A 17,133-nucleotide genomic window follows, 5' to 3' on the forward strand; every position below is an offset into this window, starting at 1 on the left:
TTAAATAAAGTTACAAAATGCTAGACGGATCTTTTCTGGTTTTCTAAAAATCTTAACGCTTTTGCTTAGCGTAACACTAATTTTTTTACAATCTCTTTACCGATTGACTCGTTTAACATTTTTACGATTTTTTCATTGCCATAACTCAGTTCTTCACGCAATACGCTAGAGCTCAGTTGTACATAAAGCGTTTCGTGTTTAAGTTCTATTGCTGTTGTATAATTGTTAACGCCATTTCCCATGAGATTAGCCCAAGCTTCTCGAACATTTACTTTGTCTAAACCGGCTTCTAGATTATTGGTTTGTACAAATTCTTTTAAAATTTCTTCTATTGGACGGTTATCATTGTTTCGTTTTGCCATTTTCTATCACCACTATTAATCAATATCCAATTGTATTGGAATGTAACGCTTGTATAAATATACATCCTTATTTTCATTCCTTACTTTTAAATGCTTTTCTGAGGCTTCTAAAACGGTTTCCTTCCACTCAGCATAAGAGGTTTTATAGTACATGATGAGTTTGTTGTTTTCAATTTTTAAGGTAATCGCTTCAGCATCGTCAGAGGTAAAATAGGTGTCGTTGATACCAGGTTTTAATTTTTTTCTGAATCCTTGCAGACTATCATTAATACTAATATAATCTATAGTTTCGTTGAATTGATATTGCTTAACGGAACCATCAGCTAAAGTGACTTCTTCAATCTCCCAATAACCATTAAGGTGTGTTATGAGTGTTTCAGGGTTTTTAGAACAGCTAAATATTAGAATTAGCAGGATAATGCCACACTTTTTCATAATTTAAAAATTTTGTAAGATTGATGAATCTGCTTGACTACATTTTCTGTTCGCTCGGCATGGGTATCACTAATAAAAATCTGACCAAAATGATCGTTATCTACTAAACTAATGATTTGTGCTACTCTGTTTTCATCTAACTTATCAAAAATGTCATCGAGTAGTAAAATAGGCGAGACACCACTTTGTTGCTTTATAAAATCGAATTGCGCTAATTTTAAAGCAATTAAAAAGGATTTTTGCTGTCCTTGACTGCCAAATTTCTTTATGGGAAAATCATCAATTGTAAACACTAAATCATCCTTGTGCGTCCCTACGCTTGTGTATTGTAAAGCCTTATCTTTGTTAATGTTGGTTTTTAAAAGTTCTATTAATTCACCATCAAACAAATCGCTTTTGTATTTTAAATTTATAGCTTCTTTGCTTTGGCTTATGGCTTCGTAACGATCCTTAAAAATTGGGATAAATACATTTAAGAATTCTTCTCGTTTTTTGAAAATTTCTGCACTGTAGGTGTTTAGTTGTTCGTTATATATAGCAAGTGTGTCTGCATTAAAGGTGTTGTTGAGCGCAAAATATTTTAAAAGTGCATTACGTTGCGAAAGTACTTTGTTGTAAGCTATAAGTGCAGATAAATATACTTTATCACTTTGCGAAATCACACTATCTATAAACTTACGTCTTGTGTCACTGCCTTCAATGATTAGGTCTCTATCAGCTGGAGATATAATCACCAGTGGAATAAAACCGATGTGGTCACTAAATTTTTCATAAGCTTTACCATTGCGTTTTATGATTTTTTTTTGACCTCTTTTAAGCGAAACAATAATTTTTTCACTGCGCTCATTTTTGGTGAAATTACCATCAACCACAAAAAATTCGGTGCCATGTTTTATGTTTTGCACAGCAACAGGATTAAAATAGCTTTTACCAAAAGCCAAATGATAAATAGCGTCTAAAGCGTTTGTTTTACCAATGCCATTAGCACCAACAAAGCAATTTATTTTACCGTCAAAATCAAAAATCTGACTTTCAAAATTTTTGTAATTAACTAAAGATAATGCGTTTAGAACCATAAAAAACAGATGTTCTTTGCTTGAATTTAGAGGTGTTTTATGTAATTAATAGTCTTGCAAATTATTGAAAAATAACGAATAATTAGGCTTTTAAATCCCAATAAAAATTATATTTTTGCGCACGCAATAATAGACAAGATATGGCAACGTATAAGAAAAGAGGCTATAAACCAAAAACTAAAAAAGAAAAGGAAGTAGTAGTTGAAGAAAATTCAACAACAGCAGAAGTATTTAATACTTTAGATGAAGGAGCTTCAAAAACAGAAGAATGGTTTGTTAAAAACCAAAATTACATCGTTGGTGTAATTGCAGCTGTAGCACTTATAGTTTTAGGTTATTTAGGATACAACAAATTCATTGCAGAACCTCAGGAAAAAGAGGCAATGAATGAAATGTACACTGCAAAAAAATACTTTGAAGATGCGGCTAATGGTATTTCTTCAGATTCACTTTACCTTATGGCTATCGAAGGAGGCGAAGGTAAGTTTGGTATGAAGGATATTGCCAAAGAATACAGCAGCACACCAGCAGGAAACCTAGCTAACTATTACGCTGGTATGGCGTATTTAAACCTGAAGGATTATCAAAATGCAATTACTTATCTAAGTGATTTTTCTAGTGAAGATAAGATGTTAGGACCAATCTCTAAAGGTGGAATTGGTGATGCCTTTGTTCAGTTAGAGCAATTACCAGAAGCTTTAGAATATTACGAAAAAGCATTTAAGGCTAATGTTAATGATTTTACAACACCTATGTACCTTCTAAAAGCAGCAAGAGTTGCAATGGATTTAGGTGAAAACCAAAAAGCATTAGATTATCTAAAGCGTATTAAAACTGAATTTGACAGTTCTACAGAAGCAGGTCAAGTTGATGTATTGATAGGAAAAGTAGAAGCAAGCTTATAAAACATGGCTACTGCAAATCATAATTTATCGAATTACGATAAAGCAACAATCCCAAACGCGAAAGACTTTCGGTTTGGGATTGTTGTTTCAGAATGGAACGATACTATTACAGAAGGCCTCTGGCAAGGTGCTTTTGATGCATTACTAGATTGTGGTGCACAAAAAGAAAACATTGTACGCTGGAATGTGCCAGGAACTTTTGAACTTACCTATGGAGCTGCCAGAATGTCTAAAAGCATTTATGCCGAATCTGGCATGTTAGACGCTATTATTGTTATAGGTTGTGTTATACAGGGCGAAACTAAACATTTCGATTTTGTATGTGAAGGCGTTACACAAGGTATTAAGGATCTCAATCTAAAAGGCGATATACCTGTTATTTTCTGTGTGTTAACAGATAATAACATGCAACAATCTATTGATCGTTCTGGTGGAAAACATGGTAACAAAGGCACCGAAGCTGCGATTACTGCAATTAAAATGGCACAGCTCAGAAAAGAGACCAAGTAGTGTTAAGTAGGCAGTAAGTAATACCTAGGAAATAGTACCTATTCTTATTTTATCACTTATTGCTTTACACTTAGTACTAGTTAACTAAATAATGGCATCCTTTTTGTTGATAATTTTAAGGAATCCTTAGGCATTTTTTCCTAGTATTTTAAGTACTTTTGAGACAATCAAGGTTTTAATTTATAAGACAACTTGTTTAATCAAAGAAAAAATAAACGGTTTAATTATAAGCCACGTTTTCAGGATTCTGAAGCCGATAGCCATCGGAAAGAGTCGAAAGACGACTTGGAGCGTAAGTGGCATGAAATAAAAGGCAATACTAAGCGAAAATCAAATAAATTATTTTCCTTACCGTCTTTAATTATAATGCTTATAGCGCTTTTTGTTTTAATGTATGTCTTAGAAGGATATATTAAGTAAGGATATCATGGGATTAATGAAATTGAAGAAAAACCGAAAGTACAGTTATAAACCACGTTACTATAAAGGTGATGGAAATCCCTATGAATTAAAGCACAAGTTTGATGAGTATCGTAAAACGGTAAATCCACCAAAAGGTATCAAAGGAAAATGGAATGCTGCAATAGACGAATATCAGAATGACAGAGACGAAAGCGTAAATAAACGTGTCTTTATTATTGCAGGTATCTTAATCCTTTTATTCTTATTAATAATTGGTTTCGATTTGTCTATTTTCTTCCCTCAAAGCTAATGACAGATATCATTCAACTTTTACCAGACCATGTTGCCAACCAAATTGCAGCTGGTGAAGTGGTGCAACGACCTGCTTCTGTAGTTAAGGAACTTTTAGAGAACGCCATAGATGCTGGTGCAGATGAAATAAAACTCATTATCAAAGATGCTGGTAAAACACTTGTACAAGTAATAGATAACGGCAAAGGTATGAGTGTTACAGATGCACGTTTAAGTTTTGAGCGTCATGCCACTTCAAAAATAAAATCTGCTGAAGATTTATTTCAGCTTAATACCAAAGGATTTAGAGGTGAAGCTCTAGCTAGTATTGCGGCTATTGCGCATGTAGAGTTAAAAACCAAACGTCCAAAGGATGAGTTGGGTACTGCTATAGAAATCGAAGGTAGTCTTGTGAAATCTCAAGAGGTTGCTGTAACACCTACAGGTACATCTGTTGCTGTTAAGAATCTATTTTTTAATATACCAGCTAGACGCAATTTTTTAAAGTCCGATACTGTAGAATTACGACACATTACAGATGAGTTTCATCGTGTGGCATTAGCACATCCAAATATTGCTTTTGCATTTTATCATAATGGAAGTGAACTTTTTAATCTTCCTAATGAAAACTACAGACAACGTGTTGTTCATATTTTTGGTACTAAAACCAATGAAAAATTAGTGCCTGTTGAAGAAGAAACTGAAGTTTTAAAAATTTCAGGATTTGTAGGCAAGCCAGAATATTCAAAAAAAACACGCTCAGAGCAATTCTTTTTTGTAAACCAGAGATTTATCAAAAGTCCGTATCTAAATCATGCCATAAGCGCAGCATTTGAAGGTTTATTAAAAGATGGATATCATGCCAGTTATTTTTTAAACCTTACGGTAGATCCAAAAACAATAGACATTAATATTCATCCGACAAAAACAGAAATTAAGTTTGATGATGAGCATACACTTTACGCCATTTTAAGATCAGCAGTAAAGCACAGTTTAGGACAATTTAATATAGCTCCAGTTCTAGATTTTGAACAGCAAAGTAATTTTGATACACCTTACAGTTACAAAGATAAAGCTGGTAAAGCACCAACAATAGAGGTAGACCGAAGTTTTAATCCTTTTGCTGATGAGGGAAGTACTTCTGGTAGCTCTTCTTCTAAATCTACTTCAACGAGAACAAGTTTTAAATCAGCTCCAACGGCTAATTGGGAAAGTTTATATGTCGGTTTGGAGTCTAAGGGTAATAGAAGACAAGGCGATGATGTGGAAGTAAGTTTTGAAAAAGACTTTAAAACCGAAACATTTTTTAGTGATGCTTCTGTAGAAACGAGTAAAACTACATTTCAGCTTCAGCAAAAATATATCGTAAGTACATTAAAGTCTGGTATGTTGATTATAGACCAGAGTAGGGCTCACCAACGTATTTTGTATGAAGGGTTTCTTAAACACATTACTATTAAAGAAGCTACGAGTCAACAATTGTTGTTTCCTCTACAACTAAGTTTTACACCTAATGAAATTAATATCATAGTAGGTTTAAAAGAAGATTTGGAACACACAGGTTTTGTGTTTTCTGACGTTAAAGACGAAACAATAACTATAACTGGTGTTCCTGTTGGAGTGCCAGAAAGTGAAGTGTCTATAATATTAGAGCAACTTATTAGTGACGTTGAGAATGATGTGCCAGATGCGAGTTTTAGCGCTGCAGATTTATTGGCAAAATCTATGGCAAAAAGCCTTGCCATTAAGAATGGACAAGCCCTAAATAATACAGAGCAAGAGCATCTTGTAAATTCTCTTTTTGCATGTAAGGAACCTAATGTATCACCAACCAACAGACCAACGTTTATAACAATGTCTACAGAAGACATTGAAAAGAAATTTATGTAGTATGAGACAAGGAATAACAGATGCTGTAAAGCATTTATTGATTATTAATGTATTAATGTTTATTGGCACATTAGCTATTGGTAATGGTCAATCTTTTTATCAATGGTTTGCTCTATACTTTCCTAAAAACCCAATGTTTCAACCGTGGCAGGTTTTAACGCATATGTTTATGCATGGTAATGTAACACATATCCTATTTAACATGTTTGCCCTTTGGATGTTTGGTACTACTGTAGAACAAGTATTCGGTATGCGAAAGTTTGTTGTTTTTTATTTATTATGCGGCTTTGGTGCAGCAATTATTCAGGTTGCATTCTTGTACTTTCAATTTAATACTGGTTTAGAGACATTAATAGAATCTGGTTTCTCCCAAACAGATATTGTAAGTGTGTTGAGTGATGGTCAGTACGATAAAAGATGGGTTCCGGTGCTAGGTGATAAATTTGACGGATTTGCAAGTGCATTTAATGCAACAATGGTGGGAGCCTCAGGTGCAATTATGGGTATTCTTGTTGCCTTTGGGATGTTATTCCCAGAGTCTAAATTGATGTTGATTTTCTTACCAATACCGATTAAGGCTAAATATTTTATACCTGCTATCATTGCTTTAGATTTATTTTCAGGATTAACAGGTCAATCTATTTTCAGTCCAAGTAATACAGCATATATGGCTCATGTTGGTGGTGCACTAACTGGTTTTTTGCTTATGTATTTCTGGAAAAAAAATGAACGTGATAAATACCGTTGGAATTAAAAATGACTACGTTAGAAAATTTAAAATATCGCTACAATAATCTTGATGTTTTTGGTAAAATCATTACCATAAATGTCTTGGTATTTATTGTAGATATTGTGCTTACAAGTCTTTTTAGGCTCAATATCATAAAATATTTTGTATTACCCTCTGGTTTTGGTGATTTCGTTTTGCAACCATGGTCTATCATTTCATATGGGTTTTTGCATAGTGGCTTTTTCCACTTGCTCTTTAATATGTTGTTTTTATTCTACTTATCAAGAGCAGCATCAAACTTGTTTAGAACTAAAATGGTTTTAAATATCTATCTGCTCGGAATCATATCAGGCGGTTTAGCTTACCTGGCTGTTGCTAATATCATTCCAACCAATTTCTTTGGTGCTAAAAATGGTATTATGGTTGGTGCATCCGCAGGTGTAAGTGCTTTGCTAATGTTCATAGCTATCTATATGCCAAATTCGCAGATTAGGTTATTTAATGCTTTTAATGTCAAATGGATGCATATTGCACTCTTTTTTGTTGCGATGGACGTTTTTAGATTACTGTTAGGTATTAACCAAGGTGGTTATGTAGCTCACATAGGTGGCTATATTTTAGGGTATTATTATGCTACGCAATTGGTGAAAGGAAAAGATATAGGTCAAGGCTTTGAGCGCATGATGGATGCTGTTGCTGGCTGGTTTAAGCCTAAGTCTAACTTAAAAACTGTACACAGAAGAACGTCTAAGGCTTCGTCCAAGAAATCATCAAAATCAAAGGCATCAGATAAAAGCAATAAACAAAAAAAGATAGATGCCATTTTAGATAAAATAAGTAAGAGTGGTTACGATAGCTTATCGTCTGATGAAAAAGCGTTTTTGTTTGATGCTAGTAAAGAAGATTGATAAATATGAAAAAGTTAAGCTTTTTTAATAAGATCATATTTTTCGTCAATTCATTGGCTGCTTTTCTATTACTTATTTCTTATTTATTGCCTTATGTACCACCGAAGAGTTTTGCTACTTTATCGGTTTTAAGCTTGGGAGTTCCTTTATTAATTCTACTGAATATCTTATTCTTTATTTATTGGTTACTTCAAGTTAAGAAGCAAATGTTGCTATCGCTCGTTGTACTTCTTTTGGGATGGAGCTACTTGAGTTCTTTATATAAATTTTCATCTTCAAAAAAGATTGATGAAACTGGTAATATTTCTGTGATGTCTTTTAATGTAAGGTTGTTTAACAAGTATAATTGGAAACCTAATGTTACTACAAGAGAAGATATTGTGAATTTCTTTTATAACGAGTCACCAGACATCATTTGTATACAAGAATATACTAGAGGCACACCAATAAACTTAAAAGGTTACAATAATTATAATGCACGTTATACCAAAGATGCTAAAGGAGGTCACACCATTTTTTCTAAATTCCCAATAATTAATTCAGGATCTTTAGAATTTACTAATACTGGTAACAACGCTGTTTTTGCAGATATTGTAAAGGAAAAAGACACAATTAGAGTTTATAATATCCACCTTCAATCTGCAAAAATTAATACTGAGATTGATTATATTAACAGTCAGTATTCAAGAGATGTGTTTGTAGAACGTGTTAAATCAGCATTTATAGAACAACAGTCTCAGGTTGAACTATTTTTAGAGCACAAGTCTAAGTGTCCTTACAAGATTATTGTTGCAGGAGATTTTAATAATACAGCATATTCGTATAGTTATAAAGAAATATTGGGTGATGATTTAAAGGACGCTTTCGAAAAGGCTGGAAATGGTTTTGGGAAATCGTTTCAGTTCAAGTTTTTCCCGCTGAGAATAGACTTCATACTCGCAGATAAGCGTTTTAAGGTTAATGGTTTTAAGACTTATAATGATATCAATCTCTCGGACCATTATCCTATAAAAGCTACTCTCAACTTAAATAAGTAAACAATCTACGCTATCTGAGGTGATATGTGCCAAGAGACCAATGGCAAAAACACGAGTTGTTTTTGGTAGAAGTAACAAGAAGTATACAACAATAGCATAATAACTATGAAGCGGATGATAGTTGATGCTACATCTATTTGAATCGAAAATTGGATTGGCGAGCAAATGATCTAAATCTATCACAAAAGCAGCAAGCATAATTAAGTATATTTTTAGCCATTGCTTTCTGTAGAATATTAATGCAATTGCTAGAGGTAGAGCAAAATGCAAACCATAATGAATGGTAAATTTTAGCATAAGTCTATATTTTGGCGAGTAAGATATAACTCTGTGTTAGGACCTTCATTAAAGAGTAAATCTAAAATACTTAGATTAGGAATAAACCCATGCTTTTCTGTAAAAACCTGAGTATAGTGTTCCAGGTTATTGGCTTTGTAATTGCGTTTTACCAGAGGTCTGAAGTCATTTTTATTTATAGAATCTTTTTCAAAAACTACACTTTTAGCTACGCTTAATTCTAACTGAAGACTACCTGTGAGAATTTCAAAACATTTTAGGTTTAAATCCAATATGTAATCGTATTTAGTTTCAAAAAGCGGTATTAAATCATCAATATAAAATTCGAAAAAAGGCGACATGCTATAAGCAGACTGTAAAGATTTAAGATGTAATGATTGCCAATTATCTTCATTAGCAATTTTTACGTCTCTATAAAGTTGCCTGTTTTTTTGGGAATACTTAACAGGAACCGTAAGTGCCAGTTTGCCATTAGCAGCATAGATTTCTGTGCGATTTCTATAAGATTGTTTTTGGTAATTATCCCACAACTCCAAACAAACCGATTTAGAAGTTACCATAGCTGCAAAGTGAGCTATATTGGGAAAATAGGTTGGATGTATAAGACAATCCATTTGTGTACGGATTTAAGATGATGACGCCTTCTTTTTCTTACGCCATTTATTAAAACCATAAATACCTAAAACAACAACTAAAAATGGAATGAAATAAGAGGTGCGCTCACCAGAGCCACTAACTGTTGTAAATATTCTGTCCCAACGGAATTTCCAGTTTTTAATACCGCCATTCATTAGTCCATCTATACTCATCCAGATAAATACTGGCTTACCAAAAATATGATCATAAGGCACAAATCCCCAATATCTACTATCAATAGAATTATTTCGGTTGTCACCCATCATCCAGTAATAATCTTGTTTAAAAGTATAGGAAGTTGCTGGTTCATCATTAATATAAATCTCGTCACCTCGAGTAACCACTTTATTACCTTCATACTCTCCAATAGCACGCTTGTATAGAGCTATGTTTGTCTTATCTAATTGTACAGTTGCGCCAGCTTTAGGAATCCATAGTGGTCCAAAATGATCCGTGTTCCAGTCGTTGTGATAAGCATCCCTAGGAAAAACATCTCCAGATATCCCTTTTTCTTGGACCTCACGTTCTACGCTAGCAACATTAGGTTGTACTCTAAGCTTGTTGGCTGCTTCATCTGAAACTGCTGCTAAATAAAATGAGCCATCAGGATTGATTCTAAACCCATCATCAATATTAGCTTTATCGAGCATATTGTAAAACATACGCTCCTCACCAGCTGAACTAATTGGTTTTTTCAATGTTAACTTATACGAAAACTGTAAATGAGATCTTGGAGGTAGTACATTTTGTTTGCCATTTATAAACACATAACCATCTTTTATCTCTAGTGTATCTCCTGGAGTACCAACACAACGTTTTACCAGATTAGTCTTCTTATCGATAGGTTTGTAGTAATTACGATCTGGTGTAAATATGTTCATATTTAGTAATGTATCTGCAGGTTGGTTAAAAACTACAATATCATTACGCTCTACATTTTCAAAACCAGGAAGTCTAAAATAAGGTAGTTGTAATTTGTTTTTCCAAGACGTATTACGTTCTTCATAATTATCATCATACAGATATGATTTTACTCCCAACTTAGGAATGGTGTCGTGTACCATAGGCGCTGCAACAGTAGTCATAGGACCTCTGGCACCATAATGTATTTTACTAACGATTAAGAAATCACCAACTAATAACGATTTTTCTAACGATGAAGACGGAATAACAAACGGTTGAAAAAAGTAAGTATGTACAATGGTCGCAGCAACAATAGCAAATAGAATAGAAGTAATCCATTCACCAGTTGAGGTTTTTGGTTTGAGTGTTCTGTTTTCAATATACTTAACATCCTCAACATAATTAAGATAGTATAAATAAAATCCTAGAGTTACAATGCAAATTAAAGCATCTAATTTACTGTCTTTACCAAATGCTCTTGCAGTTTCAACCCAAGCTGCTGGAATCATAATGAGATTTACAATTGGTAAAAACATAAGAATTACCCACCACCAAGGACGCGAAATAATCTTCATTAAGATTACTGCGTTATAAACAGGCACAAATGCTTCCCAAGCTTGTCTACCAGCTTTAACATAAAGTTTCCATGTGCCTAAGCCATGAATAATTTGCAATATCAGTAAAAAAATAAACCACTCTGTCCAGGTCATGATGTTATGTTTAGTCTAGTAGGTTGAAAAATATTTTAATTTGTTTCAAATGATAGGCAAATTAACCAATGTTTAACACATCTCGCATAGTGAATATGCCTTTTTTATCTTTAATCCATTCGGCTGCAATAACTGCGCCTAAAGCAAAGCCTTGTCTACTATGCGCTGTGTGCTTAATGCTTATAGAGTCTATTTCAGAATTATAAGTTATTTCGTGTGTACCAGGAACTTCAGGAATACGTTTAGCTTTTATAGCTATTTCATTGGAAGTTGGCTTTTCTAATGTCCATTTATCATAATGTGTATTTTCAATAATCTGTTCTGCTAGGGTTATTGCAGTTCCACTTGGCGCATCTAATTTTTTAGTATGGTGAATTTCTTCAATTTCCGTTTTGTAGCCCTCAACTGTAGCCATCAGTTTGCTTAATCGTTTATTCACTTCAAAGAAGATATTTACGCCAAGACTAAAATTTGAAGCGTATAGAAATGTACCATTTTTAGATTGGCAATATTCCATAACCTCTTGATAATGCTCTAACCAACCTGTAGTGCCAGAAATAACAGGCACATTAGCATCTAAAGCCATTTTAATGTTGTTTACAGCTGCACTAGGAATACTAAAATCTATGGCGACATCTGCATTATAAAAATTGAAATTTTCAGAAGGTTTAGAGACCTTTAAAACGATAGTATGGTTACGCTCTAGAGCAATAGCTTCAATACTTTTTCCCATTCTACCATAACCGAGTAAAGCTATATTCATTTAGAATTTAAAATTAAGTGTTAAGCCTAAATCTCCTGAGTTTTCCATTTGGTTGTATTGATAGTGTGGACTAAAACTCAAGTTTTCATCTACATTAAACTGAAGCAAATGGGCATCTACATTGGCATCTATAATATTAAGTGCATACAAACCAATGGTAACTAAAAGCGAAACTTCTTTGTTTCTCCTAAATTGCTGCTGTGCTCTTATCAATCCATCGTTAGAAATAAGTGGATTGCCATTTGCATCCGAAAATTCATCATCAGTAAAACCTGCTAATCGTCTTTTGTAAGCATCACGATAGCGGTCGTACTGTTTGTCGTTTCTTAAATAAAAATAAACTCCTGTGCCTATAGCTCCCCAAACGATAGGGATTTTCCAATATTTTTTGTTATAAAACTGTCCTGCACCTGGTAAAACAGCAGAATAAAAGGCGGCTTTAGATGGCCTCAAAGGGTCTATTTCCTGTTTTTCTATAAATGCATCGTTAATAAGAACAGGCTCCTTTTCTATAGTGCTAACAATACTATCACTTTCGTTTTGGGAAAATGAAAATGATGAAGAAATTATGCATAGGATGCCAAAGAAAAGATGGTTATTTAGCACGCTGTACTAGTTTTTTAATTCTATTGAAATCTTCTTCGGAATGAAAAGGGATTGTAATCTTGCCACTACCGTTTTTTCCGAGCTTTACATCAATTTTGTGACCAAAGTAATCTGAAAAATCTTTTATGCCTTTCTTTATGTGCTTAGGAACTTCAGTAGATATTTTTTCTGGTTTAGAGGTTTCTTCTTGGTTGTTCAAATTCTTAACAAGTTGCTCGGTAGCTCTCACAGAAAGTTTATTACTGATAATTTTTTCATAAACTTCGAGCTGGTCTACAGGACTTTCAATATTTACCATAGCTCTACCGTGACCCATAGAAATAAATCCATCTCGCATTCCGGTTTGGATAATTGGGTCTAGTTTTAGCAATCGAAGATAATTGGCAATAGTTGAGCGCTTTTTACCTACGCGCTCACTCATTTGCTCTTGAGTGAGATTAATTTCATCAATTAAACGTTGGTATGATAATGCAATCTCTATTGGGTCTAAATCTTGTCTTTGGATATTTTCAACCAGAGCCATCTCTAGCGACTCTTGGTCGTTAGCAATTCTTATGTAAGCAGGTATTGTTTCTAAACCAATAAGCTTCGAGGCTCTAAAACGACGTTCACCAGAAACTAACTGATAGTTGTTAAAGGCTAATTTTCTAACTGTAATTGGTTGAATAACACCTAACTCTCTAATTGATGATGCTAATTCTCTCAGCGATTCTTCATTAAAGTTGGTTCTTGGTTGAAAAGGATTAACCTCAATACTTTCAATATCAAGTTCAACAATATTACCAACAACTTTATCTGCATTTTTATCTTCTGCAGAGTTTATATCATTTTCAGGATCTTTTAGTAAAGCAGATAGTCCACGTCCTAAAGCCTGTTTTTTCGTTGCTTTCGCCATTATAATTCATTTTTCTTTATGAGCTCTTTTGCCAAATTTAAATAATTGGCAGCGCCTCTACTGCTTACATCGTAGTTAATAATACTTTCACCATAACTAGGTGCTTCACCAAGTTTAACATTACGTTGTATGATTGTTTCAAACACCATGTCACTGAAGTGTTTTTGAACTTCTTCTACAACCTGATTTGATAGACGCAAACGCGAATCGAACATAGTTAGAAGCATACCTTCAATGTCTAACGCTTGGTTGTGTATTTTTTGTACACTTTTAATAGTATTTAACAGTTTTCCTAAACCTTCAAGTGCAAAATACTCACATTGGATTGGGATAATAACAGAATCTGAAGCTGTTAATGCATTCAAAGTTAGTAACCCTAAGGATGGTGCACAATCAATTAAAATATAGTCGTATTCAGATTTTAAATCTCTAATTGCTTGTTTAAGCATATACTCGCGCTCATCTTTGTCAACAAGTTCTATCTCAATAGCAACAAGATCTATGTGCGCAGGAATAACATCGACATTAGGCGCATTAGAAGCCATAATAGCTTCTTTAGCTGTTTTAGTGTGTTCTAAAACCTGATAAGATCCAATCTCTACGGCATCAACATCGATGCCTAAACCAGAACTGGCATTAGCTTGTGGATCTGCGTCTATAAGTAGGACTTTCTTCTCAAGTGCACCTAAAGAAGCTGCTAAATTTACAGAGGTGGTTGTTTTTCCGACACCACCTTTTTGATTAGCAATAGCAATGATTTTACCCATTAAATGATTTGGTTTGTTAAGGGCTTAAAAATACAATTTATTATGGGTTTTGAAAATTGAAGTTGTTAACAGTTTGCTTTTTATTTAAAGGTAATATTTGAAAGCTTTTTTACGTTCTACATAATATAAGCTAACATAAGGTTAAATATTCGTGAAGCTTTAATTGTCAGTTTTTTAACATGATTTTAAAATCTTAATATTTAACTTTAGCGTAACCAATAAATTAATCAAAAACATGAAAACTAATTTTCGCACTACATTAGTGCTGGCTATTGCTTTACTCTTTTCTATTGTTGTAGAAGCACAGCCTAGGCAGACAGCCTCAGTAGAAGGTATTACTGAGTACAAATTGGATAATGGACTTAAAGTCTTGTTATTTCCGGACAATTCTTCGCAAACTATTACAGTTAATATCACCTATAAAGTTGGGTCGAGACATGAAGGTTATGGAGAAAAAGGTATGGCTCATTTATTAGAGCATTTAGTATTTAAGGGTACGCCTAACCATCCTGATATTCCAAAGGAATTAACAGCTAGGGGAGCAAGACCCAATGGTACCACTTGGTACGATCGCACCAATTATTTTGAAACATTTAATGCCACAGAAGACAATTTAGACTGGGCTTTAGATCTGGAGGCTGATCGTATGGTAAACTCTTATATCGCCAAAAAAGACTTAGACTCTGAGTTTTCGGTAGTTAGAAATGAGTTTGAATCTGGGGAAAACTCACCAACAAGTGTATTGATGCAAAAGGTAATTAGCTCTGCGTTTTTATGGCATAATTACGGTCAGTCAACCATTGGTAATAAGTCTGATATTGAGCGTGTGCCAATTGAAAACCTAAAAGCATTCTATAAAAAGTATTACCGACCAGATAATGCTGTGTTAATGGTAACAGGTAAATTTGATAAGGATAAAACACTTGCTTTAATTGAAAAGAAGTTTGGTGGAATAAAAAATCCCGATATTCCTTTAAGAGACGTTCCAACCATAGAACCTCCGCAAGATGGTGAAAAGCGCGTAGAATTAAGTAGAGTAGGAGACTTGCAGTTGGTTTCTGCGTTGTATCATACACCAGCAGGTTCACATGTAGATTATGCACCATTAGCGCTTGTAGAAAATATTCTAACCGATCAACCTTCTGGACGTTTATACAAAGCGTTGGTAGAGAGTAATAAGGCATCTTCAATATGGAGTTTTTCGCCATTTACCAAGGAACCTGGTTTTATGTACTTTAATGTTGATGTGCCTTCTGATAAGTCTTTAGCTGAGGCTGAGTCTACATTATTAGAGATTTTTGATGGACTACGCGAGAATCCAATTACAGAGGAAGAATTAAAGCGTGCTAAAGCCAACTTAGGTAAGCAAATGGACCAAATGATGCGTAACTCTTCATTTTTAGGAACCTATACAAGCGAATTTATTGGTGCAGGAGACTGGAGGTTAATGTTTATTCATAGAGATCGTGTAGAGGCTGCAACACTAGAGCAAGTCAACGAAGTGTTAAGTAATTATTTTATAAAAACAAATAGAACAGTCGGCAATTTTGTGCCAACAAAACAACCAATGCGTATCGAAGTCCCTCACACAGAAGGTCTGGAGGAATTGGTGTCTAGTTATAAAGGTAAGGAGGCCATGAGTGTCGGTGAGGCTTTTGATGTGTCTTACGCAAACATTCAAGACCGCTTAGAAACGGGTACCATTGGAAAAACTGGTATTGAATACGGCTTCATTAAAAAGGATAATAGAGGTGAAACTGTGAATGTCAATTTTACCTTTAGAAATGGTAGCGTTAATGATTTAATGAACAAAGGAAGCGTTGCAAATTATACAGCAAGAATGCTCAATAAAGGGACTAAAACAAAATCTAGACAAGATATTGAAGATAAGCTAAGTGAGCTTAAATCTAGCGTATATTTTAGTGGAAGTAACGGCAGAACTTACGCTTATGTAACCTCTACAAAAGAGCATTTAATGGAAACTCTAGATTTAATGACTGAGATGTTAAAATCGCCATCATTTAGTCAAGAGGAATTAGATAAACTTAAGACTCAGGATATCGCTAACATTGAACGTAACAAAACCGAACCACAATATTTGGTGCAAAAACGTTTGGGTGAAATTAATCAGACGTATCCTAAAGGACATCCGTTGTACAACATGTCTATGGAAGAAGAACTAGCAGCGATCAATGACGTGACGGTTGAAGCAATGCAAGCGTATTATGATGATTTCTACGGAATTTCGAACAACGCGACATTAGTAGCTATTGGTAATATTGATGAAGAAGCTCTAAAAGGATATTTTGAAACTGCGTACGCTGATTTTAAATCAGATTTGCCGTATTCTGAAATTAAAGATCCTTACAGAGCCAATAATCCAGCAAACGAACAAATAAAAACTCCAGACAAAAAGAATGCCTTCACGTTAGGGTTCTTAAACTTTGAGTGTAGCCAGTATGATGACGATTATGCAGCTTTACAAGTGGCTGGATCTGTGTTTGGTGGTGGTTTCTTAAACTCTCGTATAGCAACGAGATTACGTCAGCAAGATGGTGTAAGCTATGGTGCAGGAGGTGGAGTTAATGTAGATGGAGATAAAGATGATAAAAATTCTGGAATGTACATTTATGCGATTTATGCTCCAGAAAATGAAGCTAAAGTTCAAAAAGGATTTGAAGAAGAAATAGCGCGTTTTATTAAAGACGGAATTACCCAACAAGAACTTGACGATGCGGTTGCAGGTTGGGTACAAGCGCAAAGTGTCTCTAGAGCAAAAGATAATGAATTAGCAAGTACAATTAATAACAACTTGTACTATGAAAGAGATATGATGTTTCAGAAAAACGTTGAGGAAAAGGTGAAAAGTTTAACCGTTGAAGATGTTAATAAGGCGATTAAAACCTATTTTAAAGACATGAAAGACTGGACTGTTGTAAATGGAGGTGATTTTAAAGAATATGAAATTAAGAAAGATGATAAAGTTGATGATTAATCTATAAAATCATAA

The 17,133-nt window shown here is 34.1% G+C and carries 18 protein-coding genes; 8 read left to right on the forward strand and 10 right to left on the reverse strand.

The genetic code is table 11. The annotated features are described in order from the left end of the window. Positions 1–65 precede the first annotated feature (65 nt). The 3 genes from FC091_RS08425 to recF are packed head-to-tail and all read right to left on the reverse strand — an operon-like array spanning position 66 to position 1,873. Positions 66–362, reverse strand: coding sequence for a DUF721 domain-containing protein (locus FC091_RS08425; protein WP_076620676.1), 297 nt, complete (start codon positions 360–362; stop codon positions 66–68). Positions 363–377: 15 nt separating this feature from the next. Next, positions 378–797 (reverse strand): lipocalin-like domain-containing protein, encoded by a 420-nt coding sequence (locus FC091_RS08430; RefSeq protein ID WP_138433834.1) that lies wholly within the window; start codon positions 795–797, stop codon positions 378–380. Next, positions 794–1,873 (reverse strand): DNA replication/repair protein RecF, encoded by a 1,080-nt coding sequence (recF, locus tag FC091_RS08435; protein ID WP_138433835.1) that lies wholly within the window; start codon positions 1,871–1,873, stop codon positions 794–796. The genes FC091_RS08430 and recF overlap by 4 nt, the downstream gene beginning before the upstream one ends. 140 nt (positions 1,874–2,013) lie before the next feature. On the opposite strand from recF, the gene FC091_RS08440 reads away from it, so the two are divergent. The 7 genes from FC091_RS08440 (at position 2,014) to FC091_RS08470 (ending at position 8,546) form a co-directional block, all read left to right on the forward strand. Beyond that, entirely contained in the window at positions 2,014–2,778 is a 765-nt protein-coding gene (locus FC091_RS08440) for a tetratricopeptide repeat protein (RefSeq protein WP_138433836.1), read from the forward strand. Between the two features lie 3 nt (positions 2,779–2,781). Continuing rightward, positions 2,782–3,288, forward strand: a complete 507-nt coding sequence (gene ribH, locus FC091_RS08445) for a 6,7-dimethyl-8-ribityllumazine synthase (protein WP_138433837.1) — start codon at positions 2,782–2,784, stop codon at positions 3,286–3,288. 427 nt (positions 3,289–3,715) lie between these two features. Then, positions 3,716–4,000 carry a riboflavin synthase subunit beta gene (locus tag FC091_RS08450; protein WP_138433838.1) on the forward strand — a complete coding sequence of 95 codons (285 nt, stop codon included), beginning with the start codon at positions 3,716–3,718 and terminating at the stop codon, positions 3,998–4,000. Next, on the forward strand, positions 4,000–5,871 hold the full coding sequence (gene mutL / locus FC091_RS08455) for a DNA mismatch repair endonuclease MutL (RefSeq protein ID WP_138433839.1): 1,872 nt from the start codon (positions 4,000–4,002) through the stop codon (positions 5,869–5,871). Before FC091_RS08450 ends, mutL begins: the two co-directional genes overlap by 1 nt. A gap of 1 nt (position 5,872) precedes the next feature. Further along, positions 5,873–6,625, forward strand: coding sequence for a rhomboid family intramembrane serine protease (locus FC091_RS08460; RefSeq protein ID WP_138433840.1), 753 nt, complete (start codon positions 5,873–5,875; stop codon positions 6,623–6,625). A gap of 2 nt (positions 6,626–6,627) precedes the next feature. After that, complete coding sequence (locus FC091_RS08465; protein ID WP_138433841.1) at positions 6,628–7,509, forward strand: rhomboid family intramembrane serine protease; 882 nt, start codon at positions 6,628–6,630, stop codon at positions 7,507–7,509. Between the two features lie 5 nt (positions 7,510–7,514). Then, positions 7,515–8,546, forward strand: a complete 1,032-nt coding sequence (locus tag FC091_RS08470) for an endonuclease/exonuclease/phosphatase family protein (protein WP_138433842.1) — start codon at positions 7,515–7,517, stop codon at positions 8,544–8,546. On the opposite strand, the gene FC091_RS08475 is transcribed toward FC091_RS08470, so the two are convergent. The 7 genes from FC091_RS08475 to FC091_RS08505 form a co-directional block, all read right to left on the reverse strand. Next, positions 8,535–8,843, reverse strand: a complete 309-nt coding sequence (locus FC091_RS08475) for a DUF6122 family protein (RefSeq protein ID WP_138433843.1) — start codon at positions 8,841–8,843, stop codon at positions 8,535–8,537. The genes FC091_RS08470 and FC091_RS08475 overlap by 12 nt on opposite strands. Then, positions 8,837–9,457, reverse strand: a complete 621-nt coding sequence (locus tag FC091_RS08480; protein ID WP_138433844.1) for a WbqC family protein — start codon at positions 9,455–9,457, stop codon at positions 8,837–8,839. Before FC091_RS08480 ends, FC091_RS08475 begins: the two co-directional genes overlap by 7 nt. Before the next feature lie 12 nt (positions 9,458–9,469). Continuing rightward, the gene (lepB, locus tag FC091_RS08485; RefSeq protein ID WP_138433845.1) at positions 9,470–11,092 is read right to left on the reverse strand and encodes a signal peptidase I; all 1,623 of its coding nucleotides are present in this window, start codon (positions 11,090–11,092) and stop codon (positions 9,470–9,472) included. A gap of 61 nt (positions 11,093–11,153) precedes the next feature. After that, positions 11,154–11,855, reverse strand: a complete 702-nt coding sequence (gene dapB, locus FC091_RS08490) for a 4-hydroxy-tetrahydrodipicolinate reductase (protein WP_138433846.1) — start codon at positions 11,853–11,855, stop codon at positions 11,154–11,156. Next, entirely contained in the window at positions 11,856–12,461 is a 606-nt protein-coding gene (locus FC091_RS08495) for a DUF5683 domain-containing protein (protein WP_076620702.1), read from the reverse strand. Further along, on the reverse strand, positions 12,451–13,356 hold the full coding sequence (locus tag FC091_RS08500) for a ParB/RepB/Spo0J family partition protein (protein ID WP_138433847.1): 906 nt from the start codon (positions 13,354–13,356) through the stop codon (positions 12,451–12,453). Before FC091_RS08500 ends, FC091_RS08495 begins: the two co-directional genes overlap by 11 nt. Next, on the reverse strand, positions 13,356–14,123 hold the full coding sequence (locus FC091_RS08505; protein WP_138433848.1) for a ParA family protein: 768 nt from the start codon (positions 14,121–14,123) through the stop codon (positions 13,356–13,358). Before FC091_RS08505 ends, FC091_RS08500 begins: the two co-directional genes overlap by 1 nt. A 235-nt stretch (positions 14,124–14,358) precedes the next feature. Between FC091_RS08505 and FC091_RS08510 the strand changes: the two genes are divergently transcribed. Next, the gene (locus tag FC091_RS08510; RefSeq protein ID WP_138433849.1) at positions 14,359–17,118 is read left to right on the forward strand and encodes a M16 family metallopeptidase; all 2,760 of its coding nucleotides are present in this window, start codon (positions 14,359–14,361) and stop codon (positions 17,116–17,118) included. Positions 17,119–17,133: the final 15 nt, after the last annotated feature.

Origin of the sequence: Winogradskyella algicola, assembly GCF_005869935.1 — a bacterium.
Taxonomy (GTDB): Bacteria; Bacteroidota; Bacteroidia; order Flavobacteriales; family Flavobacteriaceae; genus Winogradskyella; species Winogradskyella algicola.